Source organism: Dyella lipolytica (assembly GCF_030160075.1).
GTDB lineage: Bacteria > Pseudomonadota > Gammaproteobacteria > Xanthomonadales > Rhodanobacteraceae > Dyella_B > Dyella_B lipolytica.
In genome coordinates, this window is the sequence record NZ_BSNQ01000003.1 from 886,846 (window position 1) to 906,224 (window position 19,379).

The 19,379-nt window shown below is 60.0% G+C and carries 12 protein-coding genes; 5 read left to right on the top strand and 7 right to left on the bottom strand.

Annotated elements, in window-relative coordinates:
* Nucleotides 1–10: 10 nt before the first annotated feature.
* Nucleotides 11–3,229: an efflux RND transporter permease subunit gene (locus tag QQL64_RS05400; RefSeq protein ID WP_284396668.1), complete on the bottom strand. Its 3,219-nt coding sequence runs from the start codon at nucleotides 3,227–3,229 to the stop codon at nucleotides 11–13.
* Nucleotides 3,230–3,370: 141 nt separating this feature from the next.
* Here QQL64_RS05400 and QQL64_RS05405 point away from each other — a divergent pair, with 141 nt between their 5' ends.
* The 4 genes from QQL64_RS05405 to QQL64_RS05420 all read left to right on the top strand — a co-directional run bounded on the left by QQL64_RS05405 (nucleotide 3,371) and on the right by QQL64_RS05420 (nucleotide 8,701).
* Nucleotides 3,371–4,048: a heavy metal response regulator transcription factor gene (locus QQL64_RS05405; RefSeq protein ID WP_284396669.1), complete on the top strand. Its 678-nt coding sequence runs from the start codon at nucleotides 3,371–3,373 to the stop codon at nucleotides 4,046–4,048.
* Nucleotides 4,045–5,469 (top strand): heavy metal sensor histidine kinase, encoded by a 1,425-nt coding sequence (locus QQL64_RS05410; RefSeq protein WP_284396672.1) that lies wholly within the window; start codon nucleotides 4,045–4,047, stop codon nucleotides 5,467–5,469. The genes QQL64_RS05405 and QQL64_RS05410 overlap by 4 nt, the downstream gene beginning before the upstream one ends.
* Before the next feature lie 185 nt (nucleotides 5,470–5,654).
* Nucleotides 5,655–7,301 (top strand): acetolactate synthase large subunit, encoded by a 1,647-nt coding sequence (locus QQL64_RS05415; RefSeq protein WP_284396674.1) that lies wholly within the window; start codon nucleotides 5,655–5,657, stop codon nucleotides 7,299–7,301.
* On the top strand, nucleotides 7,298–8,701 hold the full coding sequence (locus tag QQL64_RS05420; protein WP_284396677.1) for an aldehyde dehydrogenase family protein: 1,404 nt from the start codon (nucleotides 7,298–7,300) through the stop codon (nucleotides 8,699–8,701). Before QQL64_RS05415 ends, QQL64_RS05420 begins: the two co-directional genes overlap by 4 nt.
* Before the next feature lie 74 nt (nucleotides 8,702–8,775).
* On the opposite strand, the gene QQL64_RS05425 is transcribed toward QQL64_RS05420, so the two are convergent.
* Complete coding sequence (locus QQL64_RS05425) at nucleotides 8,776–9,024, bottom strand: hypothetical protein (RefSeq protein WP_284396680.1); 249 nt, start codon at nucleotides 9,022–9,024, stop codon at nucleotides 8,776–8,778.
* 259 nt (nucleotides 9,025–9,283) lie between these two features.
* Between QQL64_RS05425 and QQL64_RS05430 the strand changes: the two genes are divergently transcribed.
* A complete protein-coding gene (locus QQL64_RS05430; protein WP_284396682.1) occupies nucleotides 9,284–9,655 on the top strand; it encodes a hypothetical protein in 372 nt (123 codons plus the stop codon).
* A 107-nt stretch (nucleotides 9,656–9,762) separates the two neighbouring features.
* Here QQL64_RS05430 and QQL64_RS05435 read toward each other — a convergent pair whose 3' ends face one another.
* The 5 genes from QQL64_RS05435 to QQL64_RS05455 form a co-directional block, all read right to left on the bottom strand.
* A complete protein-coding gene (locus QQL64_RS05435; RefSeq protein WP_284396684.1) occupies nucleotides 9,763–10,608 on the bottom strand; it encodes a sulfotransferase family protein in 846 nt (281 codons plus the stop codon).
* A gap of 50 nt (nucleotides 10,609–10,658) precedes the next feature.
* Entirely contained in the window at nucleotides 10,659–11,666 is a 1,008-nt protein-coding gene (locus QQL64_RS05440) for a LacI family DNA-binding transcriptional regulator (RefSeq protein WP_284396686.1), read from the bottom strand.
* Between the two features lie 16 nt (nucleotides 11,667–11,682).
* The gene (locus QQL64_RS05445) at nucleotides 11,683–14,361 is read right to left on the bottom strand and encodes a glycosyl hydrolase 2 galactose-binding domain-containing protein (protein ID WP_284396689.1); all 2,679 of its coding nucleotides are present in this window, start codon (nucleotides 14,359–14,361) and stop codon (nucleotides 11,683–11,685) included.
* Nucleotides 14,362–14,398: 37 nt separating this feature from the next.
* Complete coding sequence (locus QQL64_RS05450) at nucleotides 14,399–15,787, bottom strand: APC family permease (protein ID WP_284396692.1); 1,389 nt, start codon at nucleotides 15,785–15,787, stop codon at nucleotides 14,399–14,401.
* A gap of 201 nt (nucleotides 15,788–15,988) precedes the next feature.
* Nucleotides 15,989–19,201, bottom strand: coding sequence for a TonB-dependent receptor (locus tag QQL64_RS05455; protein WP_284396695.1), 3,213 nt, complete (start codon nucleotides 19,199–19,201; stop codon nucleotides 15,989–15,991).
* Nucleotides 19,202–19,379: the final 178 nt, after the last annotated feature.

A 19,379-nucleotide genomic window follows, 5' to 3' on the forward strand; every position in this document is an offset into this window, starting at 1 on the left:
CGTATTCCCGTCAGGATTTCAGTTCGGTGTCGAGGGCTGGATTCGCCGCAGAGGTCGTCACCTTTCGGCGTTGTAGCCAACCTTGGGCAGCGGCAAACAAGGTCGGTACGAAGATCAAGGTGGCGATGGTGCCGAACAGCAGGCCGCCGATGACGGCACGGCCCAACGGCGCGTTCTGCTCACCGCCGTCGCCGAGTCCGATGGCCATCGGCAACATGCCGATCAGCATGGCCAATGCCGTCATCAGTACGGGCCGGAAGCGGCTGCTGCCTGCCTCGAAGGCTGCATCGAGCGGCGTTGCGCCGGCAGCGACGCGTTCGCGGGCGAAGCTCACCACGAGAATGCTATTGGCCGTGGCAATGCCGATACACATGATTGCGCCGGTCAGGGCAGGCACGCTCACTGTTGTGCCGGTCACGAACAACATCCAAACGACGCCGGCGAGTGCGCCAGGAAGTCCGCAGATGATCACCAGCGGATCGATCCAAGATTGGAAATTCACGACCATCAATGCATAGACCAGTCCGACTGCAAATAGCAGTCCGAACATCAAGCCTTGAAACGACGATTGCATGGTCTGAACTTCGCCGCGAATCGCGATACTTGATCCAGGGCTCAGGTCAGTGCGGGCATGATCGACCAGCCGTGAAATATCGCCGGAAACCGCGCCCAGGTCGCGCCCCTGCACGCCGGCGAAAATATCGATGACCGGCTGAACGTTGTAATGGGAGACCACGGCATCCTGGTTGGCACGTTGGAACGTGCTCAACGATCCAAGAATCGGTACTGGCTGACCTGATTGAGGCGGCAATCCCGTGTCGGTGGCGGCGTTCAAGGGAATATTGCCCAGCGCCTGGAGCGAGTCGATGGTGTACTGCGGCGACTCCGTCATCAGCGGATAACTGACGCCATTCTTTGGATTCAGCCAAAAATTGGGCGATGTTTGCGAGCTGCCGGACAGGGCGATCAACAGATTCTGCGCGATCGTCCGTTGCTGGAAACCGGCTTGGATCGCCTTGGTCCGATCGACGTCGACATCGATGGCAGGCGCGTCGTCCGGCTGCTGGATTCTGGGATCGACCAGGCCAGGCACCTTGCGAAACGCCTGCAATAGCTTCTCGGCCGCGGCCCGGTTCGCCATCTCGTTGTTGCCCACGATCTGTACGTCGATCGGGGAGGGCAGGCCGAAGTCGAGAATCTGGCTGATGATGTCCGCCGGTAGAAACGAAAAGCTGGTGCCGGGGAAATCCTGATCGAGCTTTTCGCGCAACAGCGAGACGTATTGTTGCGTGGGCTTATGGCCGGGCTTGAGCGTAACAAGGATATCGGCGTCTGCAGAGCCAACGGGAGAAGACGAATCGTAGGTGAGATTGATACCGCTCACCGGCAGGCCGATGTTGTCGAGAATGCCCGACAGCTGTGAAGGTGGGATAAGCGCGCGAATCTTCTGCTCGGCCAGATCCACCAGTCGCGCTGTCTGCTCGATACGCGTCCCCGTCTTTACGCGCATATGCAGACGGATCTCGCCGGTATCGGACGTCGGAAAGAAGTCGCGTCCGAGCACAGGCAGCAGGAGCATCGAGCCAAGACAGATTACGGCGAATGTCGCTGCAATCCTACCCGGACGCTGAAGTGCGCGATGCAATAGCGCGTGATAGCGGGCGCCGAACGCCTCGAATCCGCGCTCGAATCGCTGCTGGAAGCGTACCAGCGCATGCGTGCTCTGCTTCGCGTCAGCCGGCTTCTTGCGCTCGTGACGCAGGAGATACATTGCCAAGGTGGGAATCAGTGTCCGCGAGAAGAGATACGACGCAAGCATGGCGAAGACCACCGCCTCGGCAAGCGGCACGAACAAGTAGCGCGCCACGCCCGGCAGCAGAAACATGGGCAGGAAGACGATGCAGATCGACAGGGTCGAGACCAATGTCGGCAACGCGATCTCCGCGGATGCGTCGACGATGGCCGTCATGAGCGGCTGGCCATTCTCAAGATGGTGGCTGATGTTTTCGATCGCCACGGTCGCGTCGTCAACCAAGATGCCCACGGCTAGCGCCAGACCGCCCAAGGTCATGATGTTGATTGTCTCGCCAAGACATGACAGCACGATCAATGACGTCAGAATCGACAGCGGAATGGTTGCCGCGATGATCAGCGTGGAACGCCAGCTGCCAAGAAACAGCAGGATCATCAACGCGGTCAGTCCGGCCGCGATGACTCCCTCGCGCACTACGCCACTGACAGCCGCACTCACGAAAATCGATTGATCGGAGACAGGTTTGATTTGCAGTGCCCTGGGTAATCCAGCTGCGATTTTCGGCAGCAGGGCCTTGACGTTGGCGATGATGTCGAGCGTCGAGGCATCTCCAGTCTTCTCGACCTGAAGCAGGGCCGAACGAACACCATCTACGCGCACGATATTCGTTTGCGGTGCATAGCCATCCCGTACCGTCGCCACGTCGCGCAGATAGATCACGCCGCCCTGTGTTGCCTTGACGGGCAGGTTGTTGAGTGCGCCGATCGAATCGGTACTGCCGTTTAAGTTGACGTTGTATTCGAGCGCGCCGATCTTCGCGGTGCCACCGGGAAGAATCAGGCTCTGGGCGTTGACAGCGTTGACTACGTCGAGCGGGGAAAGACCTTTGGCCTGCATCGCCTGCGAGTCGATGTCGACCATCACCTGCCGCACTTTGCCGCCGAACGGCAGCGGCACCGCCGCGCCCTGTACCGTCGCCAGCTGCGTGCGGATGAAGTTATTGCCGAGGTCGTAGAGTTGCTGCTCCGAGAGCGTTTTGCTGGACAGGGCCAACTGCAGGATTGGTACAGTCGATGCGTTATACGAGATGATCAGCGGCGGCAATGTGCCCGGCGGCAGGACGCGCAGCAGCGACTGCGAATTGGCCGAGGCCTCGGCGATGGCGCGATTGATGTCGGCGCCGGCGTGAAAATAGACCTTGACGACGGCGACACCGTTGACGGTCTGCGACTCGATGTGCTCGATATTATCGACGTCGGAGGTCAATGCCCGCTCGTAGGGGGTGGTGATGCGATTGGCCATGTCGGTTGCGGAAAAACCGTTGAACGACCAGACGATGCTCAACACCGGGATATTGATGTTCGGGAAGATATCGGTTGGCGTGCGCCGGATCATCAACGGCCCGATGATCGCGATTAGTAGCGCCAGCACGATAAAGGTGTAAGGCCGTTTCAGTGCGAGTTGAACGATCCACATACTGGGTTTCCCGTCGCGTTGACTCGGGAAGCAGACTAGGTTGACGGTGCTTGCCGGCCACTGACAGAAAGCTGACGATTTTGTAATCGCGCGTCGCGGGCTCGCCGCGTATGATTTCGGCGTACCCAGCAGGGACACTCCATGCGCCTGTTAGTCATCGAAGATGAACGCAAAGCCGGCGAGTACCTGAAAAAAGGACTCGAGGAATCCGGTTTTACCGTCGATGTTGCCTACAACGGCATCGACGGCCTACACCTTGCCCTTGAGGACGACTATGAGTTGATCGTGCTCGACGTCATGCTTCCCGGTATCGATGGCTGGACTGTGCTGGCAAGGCTTCGCGCAAAGAAGGAAACGCCCGTGCTTTTTCTTACCGCGCTGGACGATCTGGAAGAGCGCGTGCGCGGACTCGAATCCGGCGGCGACGACTATCTCGTCAAACCTTTCGCCTTTGTCGAACTGCTGGCGCGTGTTCGCACCCTGCTGCGTCGCGGGCCGCCCAGAGATGTCGAACACGTCCATATCGGCGATCTCGAGATCGATGCTATCCGCAGACGCGTACGCAGAGCGGGCCAGAAGATCGACCTGACGCCGCGGGAGTTTTCATTGCTTCAACTTTTAGCGCGTCGGCGCGGCGAGGTATTGAGCCGTACGCAGATCGCTTCCTACGTGTGGGATATGAATTTCGACAGCGACACCAACGTAGTCGAAGTGGCGATACGACGCTTGCGCGTGAAAATCGACGACGGTCACGATACCAAGCTCATTCATACGGTGCGCGGTGTTGGCTATGTGCTCGATCTGGAAGAGCCGGGATGAGCAGCTCTTCGCTAAGCACGCGGCTTACGGCGACATTCATCGCGATCACCGCCTTGTGCTTCGCGGTGGTCGGCTTTCTTCTCTACGACGCGCTTGCTTCGCGCCTGATCGCTCAGGACGATACGAACATCGTGCTTGCGGCACGCCATTTGCGACGTTTGGTGGCGGAGGTGAAGTCGGATGCGGATGTGATACAGCATCGCGATCGTCTGGTCGCTATTGTATTGGGAGACCCTGCCATCGCCCTGCGCATATCCGATGCCGGTGGCCATGTTTTGATCGACTACAACCCGTCCGGTATTCCGCTCGAGCCGATGGCCGCGACGGAGGCGAACGAGCGCATCACCCAGCAGAACGTTCAAGTCTGGCGCGACCTCAATCATGCACCGATCGACGGCGTGGCGACGCAGGCGAGCTTAGCGGATGGTTCGCATGTCGTGATTACCGTAGCCCGATCGCTAGCCGACCGGGCGTCCTTGCTGTCGCGCTTGAGGCGCGACATCGCCGTCATTGTGCTGGCCGGTATGTTGCTCGTGGCGCTGCTGAGTTTCCTGCTGGTGCGTCGCGCCTTGCGTCCGCTCCGTACGATGGCCGCGCAGGCCAAGGTCATTACTGCGCACCGGCTGGATGCGCGCATGTCGCTGGAACAGGCACCCATCGAACTTCAGCAGCTAACGTCATCGCTCAATGACATGCTGGAGCGACTGGAACAGGGTTTTGCCCGTGTATGGCAGTTCACGGTAGATCTGGCCCATGATCTTCGCACGCCGCTAAGCAATCTCCGCGGAACGAACGAGGTGGCTCTTACGCGACCGCGCTCCGTCGCCGAATACGAATCCCTGCTGGGGTCCAACATCGAGGAATGCGAACGGGTGAGTCGGACCATCGAAAGCGTCTTGTTCCTGGCGCGGGCCGAGAATCCGCAATTCGCCCTCAATCTCGTGGAGATGGATTTGGCCGAACAGCTCGGTGCCATGGCGGATTACTTCGAAGGGCCTTCGTCCGAAGCCGGCATATCGATCGACGTATCGGCCAAAGGCAGCGTCTTTGCCGATCGCGAGCTCTTCCGTCGTGCGGTCAACAACCTGTTGGCCAATGCCATCCGCTATACGCCGCAGGGAAAGACCATTTTCTTGAGAGGTCTCGCCCATGCAGATGAGGTCGTTGTTTCGGTCGAGAACCCTGGCAAAGGCATCGACGACGAACAGCTGGAGCGCATTTTCGAGCGTTTCTTCCGGGGCGATCGATCGCGCAGCGACTCTGCGAATTCGGCTGGCCTCGGTCTGGCGATAGTGAAAAGCATTATGGATCTGCATGGCGGTTCGGTGACTGTGCAGAGCCAGGTGGCCGGTCTTACACGATTTGATCTCCGGTTTCCGCGCACGCCGGGTTTCGACGCGCAACCTCCACCCATCGACTAACCGGGGTAGTTGAATTCTTAGCTATGCGATCCGCATATGTGGGTTGAGAGAAGTGCGCTGCAAAGCTATAGGGACATTCGTTTACGGTTAACGCCGTGATGACAGGTCGAGTGCGAAACTGGGCGTTATTGCTGGCCTGTCGCGATACACGCATCCCTGTTTCAAGTTTTCCTTGGAGACAGCTCATGGTGAAAGGTTCTGATTTGTTCGTCGCAGCCCTCGAGAACGAGGGCGTCGATCGAATCTTTGGGATTCCGGGGGAAGAAAATCTCGACATCGTCGAGTCCATTCGACGGTCCTCGATTAAGCTCATTTTGACCCGGCATGAGCAAGCCGCCGCGTTTATGGCTGCCACGTATGGAAGGCTCACGGGCAAGCCCGGGGTGTGCATCACCACGCTTGGGCCGGGAGCGTTGAACCTCACTACAGGTGCCGCCTATGCACTGCTAGGCGCCATGCCGATGATCATGATCACCGGCCAGAAGGCCATTCGCTCGTCCCGGCAAGCACGCTTCCAGATTGTCGATATCATCTCGACGATGAAGCCGCTGACCAAGCTTTCACGTCAGATCATCTCTCCAACGATGATTCCGGCGATGGTACGTGAAGCTTTCCGCGTGGCGGCGGAGGAGCGGCCGGGACCGGTACATCTGGAACTTCCCGAAGATGTCGCGGCTGAAGAGTGCAATGCGGTGGCGATGGTTCCTTCGCACCCGATTGAATTTCCTCAGGCAAGTGCTGACTCTCTTGATCGCGCCGCACAGATGATCATGCAGGCTCGGTCTCCGCTATTGATGCTCGGCGCAGCGGCATCGCGGCCGCGCTCGACGTCGGATCTCGCTCAGTTCGTATTGCGTACGCGAATTCCGTACTTCACCACACAGATGGGTAAGGGCACCGTACCGGGTGGCAGCGAGCTTTACATGGGCACAGCGGCACTTTCCGAACGTGACTATGTGCATGAGGCCATCGAACGCGCCGATCTTATCGTCACCATCGGTCACGATACGGTCGAGAAGCCGCCTTTCATCATGGGCGTCAAAGGACCGAAGGTCGTCCATATCGGCTATCAGCCGGCCAACGTCGAGCAGGTTTATTTCCCCCAGGCGGAGGTTGTCGGCGACCTTGGGCCATCGCTAAGACAGCTTGCAGATCGCCTTGAAGGCAAGATCCCCCATGCACAGGCGCTCTTGCCGTTGCGAGAAGGCATCTTGGACCGGATCGCTGCACGTGCCACCGAAGACCGCTTTACGCCGCAACGATTGGTGCACGACGTACGCGAGGTCATGCCGGCAGACGGCATCCTGTCCCTCGACAATGGGATGTACAAGATTTGGTTCGCGCGAAACTATCGGACGCGCGTTGCAAATACGCTCCTGCTCGATAACGCATTGGCCACGATGGGAGCGGGCCTGCCGGCAGCAATCATGGCCGCGATGCTGTATCCCGAACGCCGCGTCATGGCTGTCTGCGGCGACGGCGGCTTCATGATGAACAGCCAGGAGTTGGAAACGGCCGTCAGGCTCAAGCTCAACCTTGTCGTTCTGATTCTCGAGGATCACGCATTCGGCATGATTCGCTGGAAGCAAGCGGTCGATCAGTTTCCCGACTTTGGCATGACATTCGGCAATCCTGATTTCGTTACCTATGCCAAGGCGTATGGCGCGACGGGAACGAGGGTCCATGCCGTTGGTGAATTGCGCTCGACCCTGGAGAAGGCGTTTACCGATGGGGGCGTGCAGCTTGTCGTCGTGCCCATCGATTACTCAGAAAATAAGCGGGTGCTGGTCGATGAGTTGCAACAACGTTTACCGGTAGAGAAGGGCGCATGACGATGTCACCGACGCTTCAGGTCCTGCAGGCGTTTGACCGGGCTGTCATCACCGAGATTCCGGTCGACGATGCCGGAGCGCTCGAAACCAAGCTGGCTTCTGCGACTCGGATGATGCGGGATCGTGATGCTTGGCTCAAACCCCATCAGCGCAGCGCCATACTTTTGCGCGCCGCCAGTCTGCTGGAGGCGCGGCAAACGCATTTCGCTCAGCTCATCGCACGGGAGGGGGGAAAGCCATGGACCGATGCTGCCGTCGAGGTCATCCGAGCGATCGACGGATTGCGTAATGCGGCGGAGGAACTCCGGAGCTTTGCGGGTCGGGAAATTCCCATGGGCCTCACACCAGCGAGCGAAGGGCGATGGGCTTTCACCATCAAAGAGCCCATCGGGGTTGTCGCTGCCATATCGGCCTTCAATCACCCGTTAAATCTGATCGTTCATCAAGTGGCACCGGCGATCGCTGTGGGTTGCCCGGTCATCGTGAAGCCGGCCATAGCAACGCCGCTGTCCTGCCTCGATTTCGTCGCTCTTCTTCGAGAAGCCGGTCTCGATGAACCGTGGTGCCAGACCTTCATCACGGATGACAACGGGTTGGCGGAACGTCTCGCAACGGATCCGCGCGTGGCATTCCTAAGCTTTATCGGATCGGCGAGAGTCGGCTGGTACTTACGTAGCAAGCTTGCGCCGGGAACACGCTGTGCCTTGGAGCACGGTGGTGCCGCGCCAGTCATTGTCGATCGAAGTGCTCCGCTGGATCGGATCATCGAACCTATCGTAAAGGGCGGCTACTATCACGCGGGCCAGGTTTGCGTCTCTACGCAACGAATATTCGTTCACACGGATATCATGCAGGACTTTGTTGAGCGATTAGCGGCACGGGTCCGATCTCTTCGTGTGGGTGACCCACTGTTGCAAGAGACCGACGTTGGTCCGCTGATCAATCCGCATGAAGTGAATCGGGTGTCGTCCTGGACCGATGAAGCGGTATCGGGTGGCGCTACGATCATTGGCGGCGGTCGCCAGTCCGAGACCACTCTCACGCCAGCCATCCTGCTCGACCCAGCCGCGGATTCGAAGGTTTCCCAGCTTGAAATCTTTGGCCCGGTTACGTGCGTTTACGGGTTTCGGGCGCTCGACAGCGCCATCGACATCGCTAACGCATTACCTTTCGCCTTCCAAGCTAGCGTGTTTTCGACAGACATCGGTCCCGCCATGCGGGCTGCTCAGCGCCTTGATGCCTCTACCGTGTTGGTCAACGATCACACGGCGTTTCGCACTGATTGGATGCCATTCGCGGGACGGCGCCAGTCTGGTTATGGTGTTGGCGGCATACCGTATTCGATGAAAGAGATGTCCCAGGAGAAGATGCTGGTTCTGCGGTATGACGGGTCGCAGTAGAGCAGGAACCCAGCGGAAGGTAGCGCGGAGCTTCCGCCTTATGGATGCCCGCGGAACTGGCACCGTGCTGCCGGTCAGTACTTCAAGTTCAGCTCCGGTACGCGCTTTTTATTGAGCTCGAAGAGTGCCTGGAACTCTTCTTCGGTCAGTTCGTCGGGGGCATAGACAGCCACCGGGTCCCATACACGGTCCGTCGACTGCGGTTGACGGGGGCCGCCGCGCAATGAAAACAAGCGCCCATCACGCTCAAGCAACTCGGGGGCTTCCTCGACGTGCTCGGTTCTCACGTCATTGGGGGCGACAAGGAACACGGCGAAGATCATCGGTAACTCCTCGTGCGAACGGGCTTTTTTCTTTGGCGATCACCGAGATCGTGATCCATCCGCGTTTGGAACTCAACGCGGCAGACAGAAGCTCACGCCAGCTGCGACTGTTCGCTGTGGATGAGCAAGTCGTGCATTACGGAAAGTTCACATTTCGTGATGTTTCGACCATTCCTTCACGCGTTGGGTGCAATATGTTTACAACACCGCCTTGGCTGGCGGTCGTACCATGGAACGGTCCGCATACCAGGACGCTTTCATGAACCACAAACCGCGTACCAAGGTGACCAACATCCGCGTCGACTGGAGCGATCCAAAGCTCGAGTCCCTATTGCGCAGAAGCGAGAACTGGAGTCTGGACAATCGCGGTGGCCACACACCGCAAGATGTCGAGGTGTATCTGGGCTGGAGCGCCACGGTGGGCCGATCTGCCAGGCTGGTTTGGGAGCGCGACCAGTCCGTTGTGGTGTTGACGAATTTTCCCATCGCGAAGGGCGAGCACGTGCGCCTGGACAAGCACCTGGGCGACAGCATTCGCACGCTGTGGGGCGTGGCTGTCGATGGGCGCGAAAGCAACCGCGAAGAGGATCGCGAGCAAGGCCTTCATGTCTACTGGTTGCAGATCCGATAGCGCCGTGCTCTGGGCGCCTTGACGCCCGCTATTGCGTGCACTGACCTCTCGCAGATACGACAAAGGCCGCGCAAGCGGCCTTTGTCCTTTGTAGCGATGACTAGCTTTTACACGATGCGTACTTGATTGACGTTGTTCTTGGGATCCATCCAGAACGCTTCGTTCGCGAATCGTCCGAAGATCTCGCGTGGCAGGATGGGTTGGCGTTCGATCGACTCGACCTTCGGCCGAACGGAATGCAGACCCGGCATGCCGACACGGGCGTCGAACTCGTCGGCGTTGTATTCGATGTGGTCGAAGTCGTGCTCGAACGAAGGCTCGTCGAGGAATTGGTAGACCGCGCGCATGGCTGCGGCCGGATCGCTCACCAGGCTTTCGTAGGTCAGCATCAGCAGGTGGTTTTGTGCATGCGGGCCGTAAAATGCCTCCTTGGTGGCCTGGTAGGCGAAGCCCACCATGCCCCGTGGATCAGTCAACGCCTCAATGCGCGAGTACACCGTGGTGTTGGTGTCGAAGCGGAACACTTTGCTGACGCTGACCGGTTGCCTACGCACCAATCGCTCCATGCTGTCCAGCACCCATGCCAACTGGCGCACACACGCGATGACCTTCACTCCAGGGAACAGCGTGTTGAGCAACTGCATCCGGCTGCACCACAGCCGACTGGTGTCGAACACCACGTTGGCGTCAGCCTGAACCGAGTAGAAGTTTTCGACCAACCCGCGCAATAGTGCGACGCGCTGCTCGTCGGAGACATCGAACGAAAAATCGTTCTTGCTGCTCGCTTCCGCCATCACTACGCCCATGATGTCTGCAAGCGGGCTGGTCATGCCTCCGTGGAAGCGCGGATTCTGGTTGAGGATGGCGGCCAGCAGTGTGGTGCCGGCGCGCGGCAGCCCGGAAATGAAATGGAACTTCCGTGGCGGGTTGCTGGCGTCTGGCGTGGCAGGCATGTGGCAATCTCCTCTAGATCGGTGGCGTGAGCTGCAAGATAGCGCCTGGTTCAGGGCGCAGGTGCCGTCGATGCGCGCATACGCATTTCGTAGCCGACTTCGACCATGCTGGCTTCTCCCTTGCCCAGCACGCGAAGTAGCAGCTCCTCGGTGGCGCGCTTGCCCATTTCGCGCACGGGCTGGTGGACGGTGGTCAGCAATGGCCACACTTGTGTCGCGATCGTGGTGTCGTCGAAGCCGCAGATGGACATGTCGCGGGGAACCGAGACACCAGCCTCCGCGGCTGCCCAGATCGCGCCGACGGCCATGTCGTCATCGGCCGCGAAAATGGCGGTTGGCCGTTGCTTTAGCGCGAGCAGCCGCCGCGCTGCAGCCACGCCAGACTCGAAAGAAAAACGGCCCTGCACCATGTACGCAGGGTTTTCCTTCAACCCCACGCGCTTCAGGCCGTCGCGGTAACCGGCGAGGCGCCAGATGCCTGCACCGTGCTTGGGATCACCAATGATGTGGGCGATACGGCGGTGGCCCAGCGATGCAAGGTGCTCCACCATGGCCGCGGCGGCTTCGCGCTCGCGTAGCATCACGCCGATGCAGCCCTTGGGTTGGCGCGGGGCGATCGAGGCAAACGGAAGGTCGCTCTTGCGCAGGTGCTTGAGCAGTTCCGGATGGTCGGTGATGGGGGGCGTAAGGATCAGCCCATCGGGCTGGTGCCGCGAGAGGATGCTCTCGACACGCTCGACGAAGTCCGGCGCCGTCGAGACCAAAGGCTGCACCATCATGCTGTATTGCCTCGCCTCGCACGCCTCCAGCACGCCTGCTTGGACTTCCATGATGTAGCTCGGCGACAAGTTGTCGTAGAGCAAGCCGATCATGAAGGATCGGTTCGTCGCCAGGCTGCGCGCTGAGGTGAGCGGCCGGTAGTTGAGTTCTGCCACGGCCGAAAGCACGCGTTCCCGCACCGAGTCGCGCACGTTCGGCTCGTTGTTGAGCACGCGCGATACGGTCTTTTTCGAAGTGTCCGACGCACGAGCGACATCGTTGATGGTCACGCGTGACATGGAAGCCTTTGCGTCTTCAATGATCGGTTCCCTGCGTGGTGGCAGCCGGAACGCTTTGGGCCGGAACGTTCCACCCACTCACTTCGACCACAGGTACGGCCGTTCCCTGCGATGCGTATCGCGCGGTCAAAACAATCGACTCACCGGGCCAAAGCGTGACGTCATTGTCATTCCACCGTATCGGCAGCGCAAGGTTGCCGTGCGCACCGCGCCTGATCGACACGTGCTGGAACAGCGCCACGGCCTTGGACGATGCCGGCACCGACAACGTGACCGTAGTGACGTCATCGTTTCCCTCGCGCCGCGTTGTTGCGCGGATCTCGCTTGTCGCGGCCGGTAGGGATCGCAGCGCGGTCAGGTCCGCGTACTGCGTCAGCGGGGTGAGGTACCAGTTCGAATGGGCCCAGTCGAGCACGTCCGCCCGAGTGGAGAGCCAGTAAACGTTGCGGCTAACTGGCTTGCCGTCGGAAGAGGCGAGGTCGAGCTCGATGAAGTACGCGCGCGACAGGCCGGCGATGGCCGGCAGTGTTGCCAATGGCCGTGTGTGGTTTCCCGCAAGGTCGATGTTCTGCAGGCGTTTTTCGTAACGCACGCTACCGTCCAGATTGCGCACGCGGATGTTTGCTTGCAGGCCATGAACATCGTCAAGCGTGTGGTTCACCAGCACGATGTCGTTCGAGTCGTATGAATACTGGATGTGCACCAGCTCGTTAGCTTTCTTGGCGCCGAAATAGGCGCCGGCAGGATTCATGAAGTAGTCGTAGAGGTGCCAGTGCAACGAGGGCCACGCGTTGTTGAGCATCCAGTAGATCACGCCGGTCGCCGGCTTGTCGGCATCCATGTGTGCGTTGAATGCTTCGAACTGTGCGCGAACGTTGTCGTAGTTGTCGAGTTGTGCCTTGGCGACGTAATCGGCAAGACTCGTGGGTGCGCCGTAGCGCTGAGCCAGCGCCTTGTCGAACGGCGTCAGTACGGCGAATGTCGACCAGTCCGCGGATGCGTGGTATTGCCTCGCCTCCGGGTATTTCCACAGTGCTTCCTGCTCCTGTGGCGACAGCATGCGCTGCACATCTTCGATGCGTGGAATATCCGCGCCAGCGCTGACCTCCGAGTCGAAGCCGAATGCACCACCCAGCTTGTCGGCGTACCAATACGACGGCGGTATCCAGTCATAAGGGCCGTCCATCTTCATGCCGGAAGGGCCGGCTTCGGCCGTGCCCTTGGCGACGGCGGCCGAGATGATCGGCAACGGCCAGTCGGCAGCACGCAACGCGTCGACGTACATTTTCGCGATGGCTGGAGGAGGTGGGTTATCGCTGCCGATAAGGAAACCGATCACGGAAGGATGGTTGCGCAGCAAACGCGCCTCGCTGGCCATGGAGTCTTCGGCCACTTTCATGTCGGCGGCATTCCAGGGCGCACCGCCGGTCTTGGCGGCCGACTCCCATTTGTCGCAGCATTCCCAGCCCGCCAGTATCAGAACGCCGTTGCGGTCGGCGAGGTCGTAGAAACGCTGATTCTCCAGCTTGCCTTCGCTGCGGATGGCATTGAGGCCGAGATTGAGGACGTAGCTGAATTCGGCCTCCATGCGAGCGGGGTCATCGCGCAGGAACATGTCCGGCGCCCAGCCGCCGCCGCGGATCAGCACGGGTTTCCCGTTGATGAAGAACTGGCGATAGCCTTGCTTCGTTAGGCTCGAACTGACACTGCGTATACCGAACGTCGACGTGGTCCGGTCGGAGGTTGCGCCATCGACCGCAGCGGTCATCTCGAGTTGGTATAGCGGATGTTCGCCCATGCCGACTGGCCACCAGATCTTCGGGTGATCGAGTGCGAGGGCAGGGGTTGTCTTGGATGAGAACGAAACGACTTGCGTTTGTCCGGGCGCGAGGTGAACGGTCTGTTGCACGGCAACGCCGGCTACGGTGCCGTTGATCGTCACGTCATGCGCCACCGCGTCGAGATTCTTCGCGGTCACCTTGACGTCCAGCGTGGCGCGCGCGAGACCGGGCAGCGACAGCGTCGAAAGAACCTGTGGGAAGTTCAACTCGACGGGTCCGGTCTGCACGATGTCCACGCCGCGCCACGGGCCCATGTTGTTGTCGGGGGGCGTGGGGTTCCAATCCACCCAGCCCATGGACAAGCTCTGTCTTGGATCGGCCGGATGCACGCGCATGGCGAGGACGTTGGCGCCCGCATGTATCCAGCGCGTCACGTCGAACTCGTGCACGGGATAGGCACCGGCGACGTCGGCATGGTCGGCGACCAGGTGCCCGTTTATCCACATGTCGGCGCTCGCGATCATGCCGTTGGTGCGCAGCAGGGTATGCCGTCCTGCCAGATCCTTCGGCAGCGTGAATTCGGCGCGGTACCACCAAGGCGTCACGAAGAGGTTGCCGCTGGAGTCCGGCACCTGCACCGCACGCAGGTTGTCGCTGTAGAACACGTCGTTCTTGTACGTACCGTTTTCCAACAGCCCGGCCATGACGGTCGCTCGACCACTCACCGGGTACCAGTCCTCGGTGGAGAAGCCCGTCGAGGAGATGTCGGCGCCACTTTGTTGCGCCTTCGCGCTGTCTTGAATTTGCCAATGATCGATCGCGGTGATGGAACCGGCGTCGACGCTGACCTGGGTGGGCGCGTAGGTCGTTTGAGTGTGAGCGGGCGGCGCGGCCAATACTGCTATCGCGGCCATTATCCGAAGCGCGTGCTTGGCTGGAGTTTGCATGGCGTCAATGTTTCTCAAGATAGGTTTCGCGTATGTCAACGGGTGCGAACGGCCAGGACTGATTGAGCTTGGCCCACGTCGCAAATACCACGAGGCCAGCGACGATCCATATACCGGACAGGATCAGCGACAACGTGGAAGCAGACACATACACGTAGATCCACCCCAGCAGCGCGATCACGCACGGCACGGGGTAAAGCCATTGCTTGTACGGGCGCTCAAGATTCGGCTGACGCTTGCGCAACACGACCAACGCGGCGATCTGCGCGATGGACTGCACAATGATGGTCGCAGCCAGCAGCATGTTGATGACTTCGGTCAGGTCAAAGAACGTGCCGATGGCCGTCACGACACCCATCGTGAGCAACGCCACATGCGGGAAGCCGTGCTTCGCGTGCAGGCGTCCGAACACGGATAGGAACACTTTGTCGTGCGCTGCCTGGAATGGCACGCGCGAGCCACCCAGCAGGCCGGTGAACACCGAGGCGAACGCGGTCACGATGATGAGGACGGTCATGATGGCGGCGGCCAGATGGCCCCAACTACGTTCCACCACCAGCGAAGCCACAGATTTGGACTGGGCAATGTCCTGCCACGGCGCCACGCCAAGCACGCTGATGTTGAGGAGGAGGTAGACAAACATCATCGCGATCACGGAGACGATGATGGAGCCAGGCATCGTCCGGCCTGGATTGCGCAGCTCGTCGCCGATGTAGGCAGTCGTGTTGTAGCCGAGATAGTCGTAAATACCGATGATCAGTCCCGCGCCAAGCCCCATGAAAAAGTGGCTGCCAAATGCGCCGGCCGGATATGCAAAAGCGAAGCCCGCATGGAAGTGTGAGAAGCCTGCCGCCGTCACGCCGACGACGGAGACCAGCATGATGACCCACAGCGCGATCGTGATCGCGCGAACCGATTCGATGCGGCGGTACAGCAGCCAGGTGACGATGGCGGTCGCCGCCAGGCTTATGAGATGCACCGGCCACCAGCCCAGGTTGGGGAAGAAGAACCCCAGATACTCCGCCATGCCGATGATGCCCGTGGACATCAGCAAGGGAATCGCCAGCAGCATCGTCCAGATGAAAAGGAACGGCATCAGTTTTCCGGTGCGGTACTGGAACGCTTCGCGCAGGTAGACATAGGTTCCCCCGGAACCCGGCATGGCAGCACCGAGTTCGGCCCACACCAGGCCGTCGGCCATGGCCAAGATGGCGCCGGCGATCCAGCCGACGACCGCCTGCGGACCGCCCATCGCAGCGACCATGATGGGGATAGTGATGAACGGCCCGATGCCGCACATCTGGGTCATATTGATCGCGGTTCCCGAGAACAGGCCGATGGAACGATGGAAGGCGTTATCGCGAACGTGCTGTGGCGCGCTGGAGTCCTGCATGCTTGCCTTGTCGTGATGGGTTGCGAACGGGCGCGATGGAGTTGCCCAGAAGAATGATCGTGTTGCCCCGTACTTCATCGTCGCCCCGGCGAAAGCCGGGGCCCAGCGTCTTTAACACATTGAAGCGTAAGGCACTGGATCCCGGCGTTCGCCGGGATGACGAGTAGGATAGTTATTCGAAGTTCCCACCAAGCGATCCAGCTACCACTGCCCACGTACGCCCAGCATGAACATGCGCTCGGAGAACGTCGAGTGCGCAGGCTGGTCGGGCCACACGAGGTAGTAACGCTGGTACTCGTTGGTAAGGTTGGTGCCGTCCAGGAACACTTCGGCGTATTTGTTGAACTTGTAAGAGATCGACGCATCGAGGTACTTCTGCGGCGCTTCGTACATCTCCATGCCCGTGATGCCGCCCACGCTGTCCATCACCGCTCGCCGCGAACGGTAGTTGTACGCGAGGCGCGCCTGGAAGTGATCGTCCTGATACCACAGGATGAAGTTGCCGGACTCGGTGGAGTTGTCCTGGAATGGAATCTTGCTGCCGGACAGATCCCTTTCGCCCGAGTTGCTCGGTGCATACGTGGCGTTGACCTCCATGCCGGTCTTGGACAGGAAGCTTGGCAGGAACGTGAAGCCTTGGCGGTAATCGAACTCCGCGCCCTGAATGCTGTTGCCGGTGCCCTGTACCGGTTCGGTGATGACGATGCAATGATCGCGAACCACACCGTCCTCGTCCGGCAGGGTGCAGTTGGTCACGCTGCCGTTCTTGATGAAGCTTTGCACGTTGATGCGGAACAGTGCGAGGCTGAGCATGCTGGTGGGATTGATGTAGTACTCCAGCGATGCGCCATAGTTGGTGGAGCGCCATGGGTTGAGATTCGGATTGCCGGTCGATGTGCCGTTCGCGACACGGAAGATCGGTCCCTGGGGTGTCTCCGCCAATGAGTAGTTCAACTGCAAACCGCCGGCCCAGGTGCTGAGATCCAGCGGCATCATGTTCTTGGAAGCGGCCAGCCGAAACTTCAGGCTGTCGGTGAGATCCAACGAGAAGTTGGCCGAAGGCAGCACGTCTTGATAACTGCGCTTGGTAAGGGAAGTGCCGGCTTCCACCGGTTCGTCGCCATACGCACCCGGAGCGCCACTCAAAAACTGGGTGACGTCCAAATTGGTGTGGATCATGCGCACGCCTACATTGCCGCTGTAAGGCATGTCGCCGATAGAGCCGTTGAAGTCGCCTTGCACATAGCCCGTCAACTCCTTCAGTCGCACGGCCCAGGTCGTTCCTGGCTCAGCCACCTCGGTGGTGTCGGGGTAGAGCGACTTCCAGTACGAAATGGGATTGACCATGGCGTTAGGATCAATCGCCCAGAAGTTGATGCCCGAACCAAGCAGGTTGTTGTACTGCTTGAAGTTGCCCGAAAGCGGTGCCGCGGTATTGGGCATCGATATCGCAGATAGAGGCCCTGCGCGGTAGTAGCCCAACGCGTTGCCCGCGGTGCAGGAACCACTATTCAAGACGACGTCGGCACCGACATAGCGCACCAGGCATCCATTCGGGTCGCTGGCCCCCATACCTGCATAAACCGGTGTTTCCAACGTCCAGCCGTTGTTGTCGGCGCTGCGGATGCTGTTGCGCAAGCCGAATTCGAGCTTGAAGCCGTCCTCGAAATCGTATTTTCCGTCAAAGCGCAACGCGTTCAGTGCCACCTGACGGTCGTAGTCGCCAGAGGATTCCAGTGTCTTCATGGTCCAACCGTTGGGGTTGGCGAAATCGGCAGCCAGCGAGGCAGGCATGCTGACCTTGAGATAATGGCCACCGAAGTTCGCGATGATCGGAATCGTGTTCTGGGGAACGCCGTTCGCATTGAACACGCGGTTGCCACCCAGCTGCGCTGGATAGACAAAGGTGCCGGGCGGCACGGCATCGGCAGGCACGCCGGGCATCAGCACGTTGGGCCACAGCGCGCCGTCGGAGTCGGAAATGTTGACGTCGGTTTCTTCGTTCGACTGGAACGCCGTGTCATGGATGCCGCGCACGCTCGCTGTGAAAGGTCCGCCGTCGTCGTAATCCAGTTGGAGGTTGAAGTTCTTCGCGTTCGAGCTTTTCTGGATGATCTGCGAATACGACTCCACGTCGCCTGGCCACTTCTCGTACACCTGCGTGGTGTATAGCTGCGAGCCCTGCCAGCCTGGCTCCGGCGTGCCGTAGGAACCGAGGGCAGGGCTTCCGGTATCGCGCGATTGCAGCGGCACGTAGGTCGCGCCTTGCCAGTTGGTGGAGTTGAACTGGATGCCGTAGTTACGGTCGTACTCGCGCTGTTGCGAGTAGAAGTAGTCGCTGGTCAGGCTCAAGCCGTTGCCGAGATCCATCTGGAACGAGGCATTGCCGGATTTGCGTTTCCGCTGAGTGATGATGTCATTGAGGCCGATGTCCTGGCTGCCCATGAAGACGCCATTCGACTTGCCGTCGCCATTGACGTCCACGCTGCCGTCGGCGTTTTGCACGATCTTCGACGGGATGGGTGCGCCGTTCCACGGAGTCAGGAAGCCGTTGTAGCCAGCCGAGCTGGCGGCGTTCTCGCCATTGAGCACGACGCCGTACTGGTCCAGACCCTCCGTTGCGTTCATTCGCGTGGTGTTGGAGAAATCGGCGGCGATCAGCAAGCCCCAATGGCCGCTATCGTTGAACGAAATGAGGCCATTGGCCTCCGGCCCCAAATGGCTCGTGGTGCTCCCACGCTCTCCATTGGCCGAATAGCTGTAGGTGAATCCGCTGGGTAGATCCCAGGGGCGATAGGTATGCAGGTCGATGGCACCGCTGATGCCGCCGTCAGTCTCATTGGCGGTGGACGATTTGACCACGTCCACGCCGTGGAACAGTGTGGACGGCAACATAGTGAAGTCGGGCTGCTGCGAGTCGATCTGGTCCGCCGTGATGAACACTTCGCCGTTCAACATGGTGCCGACCTGCGGCAAGCCGCGCACGTCGACCGAGGTACCCACGCCAGCGTCGCGGTTGATCTGCACACCGGTGACGCGCTGCAGGGAGTCGGTGATCGTGGTGTCGGGCAGCGCGCCGATGTTTTCTGCCGTGATGCTGTCCTGAATGTTTGGAGCATCACGTTTCAGGTCGATGGCGCGTATCTGCGACGCACGCACGCCGGAGACAGACACGGTCGCTAACGTGACCGCGTTTTTATCCGCGTCTTTGCCGCTGGCCTTGGCGTCGCCCTTCTTGGGGTCGGGCGCTGCCGCGGCCGGCGCTGGTGCGGTTTGCGTCGTGCTGGCCTGCGTAGCTTGGCCGTTCGCCTGGACATCGGCGAATGTCGACGCTGCACTCGTCGTCGACACGACGGTGAACAGCGACACGGTGACGGCAAATGACAATGGATGCTTGCGAAGTACGGTGGACATGGGCTTTTTAACCTCGTTGATGTTGCCTGTCGAACCTCAGGTGCTCCGTGGTATTCCAAAAAATGCGTGTAGCCCGGCGGTGCCTGCTGCTGCGCACGCCGTCGTGATGCAATCTCTCGATGTCCCCAACTTTGGCTTCCCAAGCCAAAGCCATTTCACTCGGTACTACTGCGCGGGA

Coding starts and splice junctions, on each gene's coding strand:
- QQL64_RS05400 (WP_284396668.1), bottom strand. CDS start 3,229: ATGTGGATCGTTCAACTCGCACTGAAACGGCCTTACACCTTTATCGTG.
- QQL64_RS05405 (WP_284396669.1), top strand. CDS start 3,371: ATGCGCCTGTTAGTCATCGAAGATGAACGCAAAGCCGGCGAGTACCTG.
- QQL64_RS05410 (WP_284396672.1), top strand. CDS start 4,045: ATGAGCAGCTCTTCGCTAAGCACGCGGCTTACGGCGACATTCATCGCG.
- QQL64_RS05415 (WP_284396674.1), top strand. CDS start 5,655: ATGGTGAAAGGTTCTGATTTGTTCGTCGCAGCCCTCGAGAACGAGGGC.
- QQL64_RS05420 (WP_284396677.1), top strand. CDS start 7,298: ATGACGATGTCACCGACGCTTCAGGTCCTGCAGGCGTTTGACCGGGCT.
- QQL64_RS05425 (WP_284396680.1), bottom strand. CDS start 9,024: ATGATCTTCGCCGTGTTCCTTGTCGCCCCCAATGACGTGAGAACCGAG.
- QQL64_RS05430 (WP_284396682.1), top strand. CDS start 9,284: ATGAACCACAAACCGCGTACCAAGGTGACCAACATCCGCGTCGACTGG.
- QQL64_RS05435 (WP_284396684.1), bottom strand. CDS start 10,608: ATGCCTGCCACGCCAGACGCCAGCAACCCGCCACGGAAGTTCCATTTC.
- QQL64_RS05440 (WP_284396686.1), bottom strand. CDS start 11,666: ATGTCACGCGTGACCATCAACGATGTCGCTCGTGCGTCGGACACTTCG.
- QQL64_RS05445 (WP_284396689.1), bottom strand. CDS start 14,361: ATGGCCGCGATAGCAGTATTGGCCGCGCCGCCCGCTCACACTCAAACG.
- QQL64_RS05450 (WP_284396692.1), bottom strand. CDS start 15,787: ATGCAGGACTCCAGCGCGCCACAGCACGTTCGCGATAACGCCTTCCAT.
- QQL64_RS05455 (WP_284396695.1), bottom strand. CDS start 19,201: ATGTCCACCGTACTTCGCAAGCATCCATTGTCATTTGCCGTCACCGTG.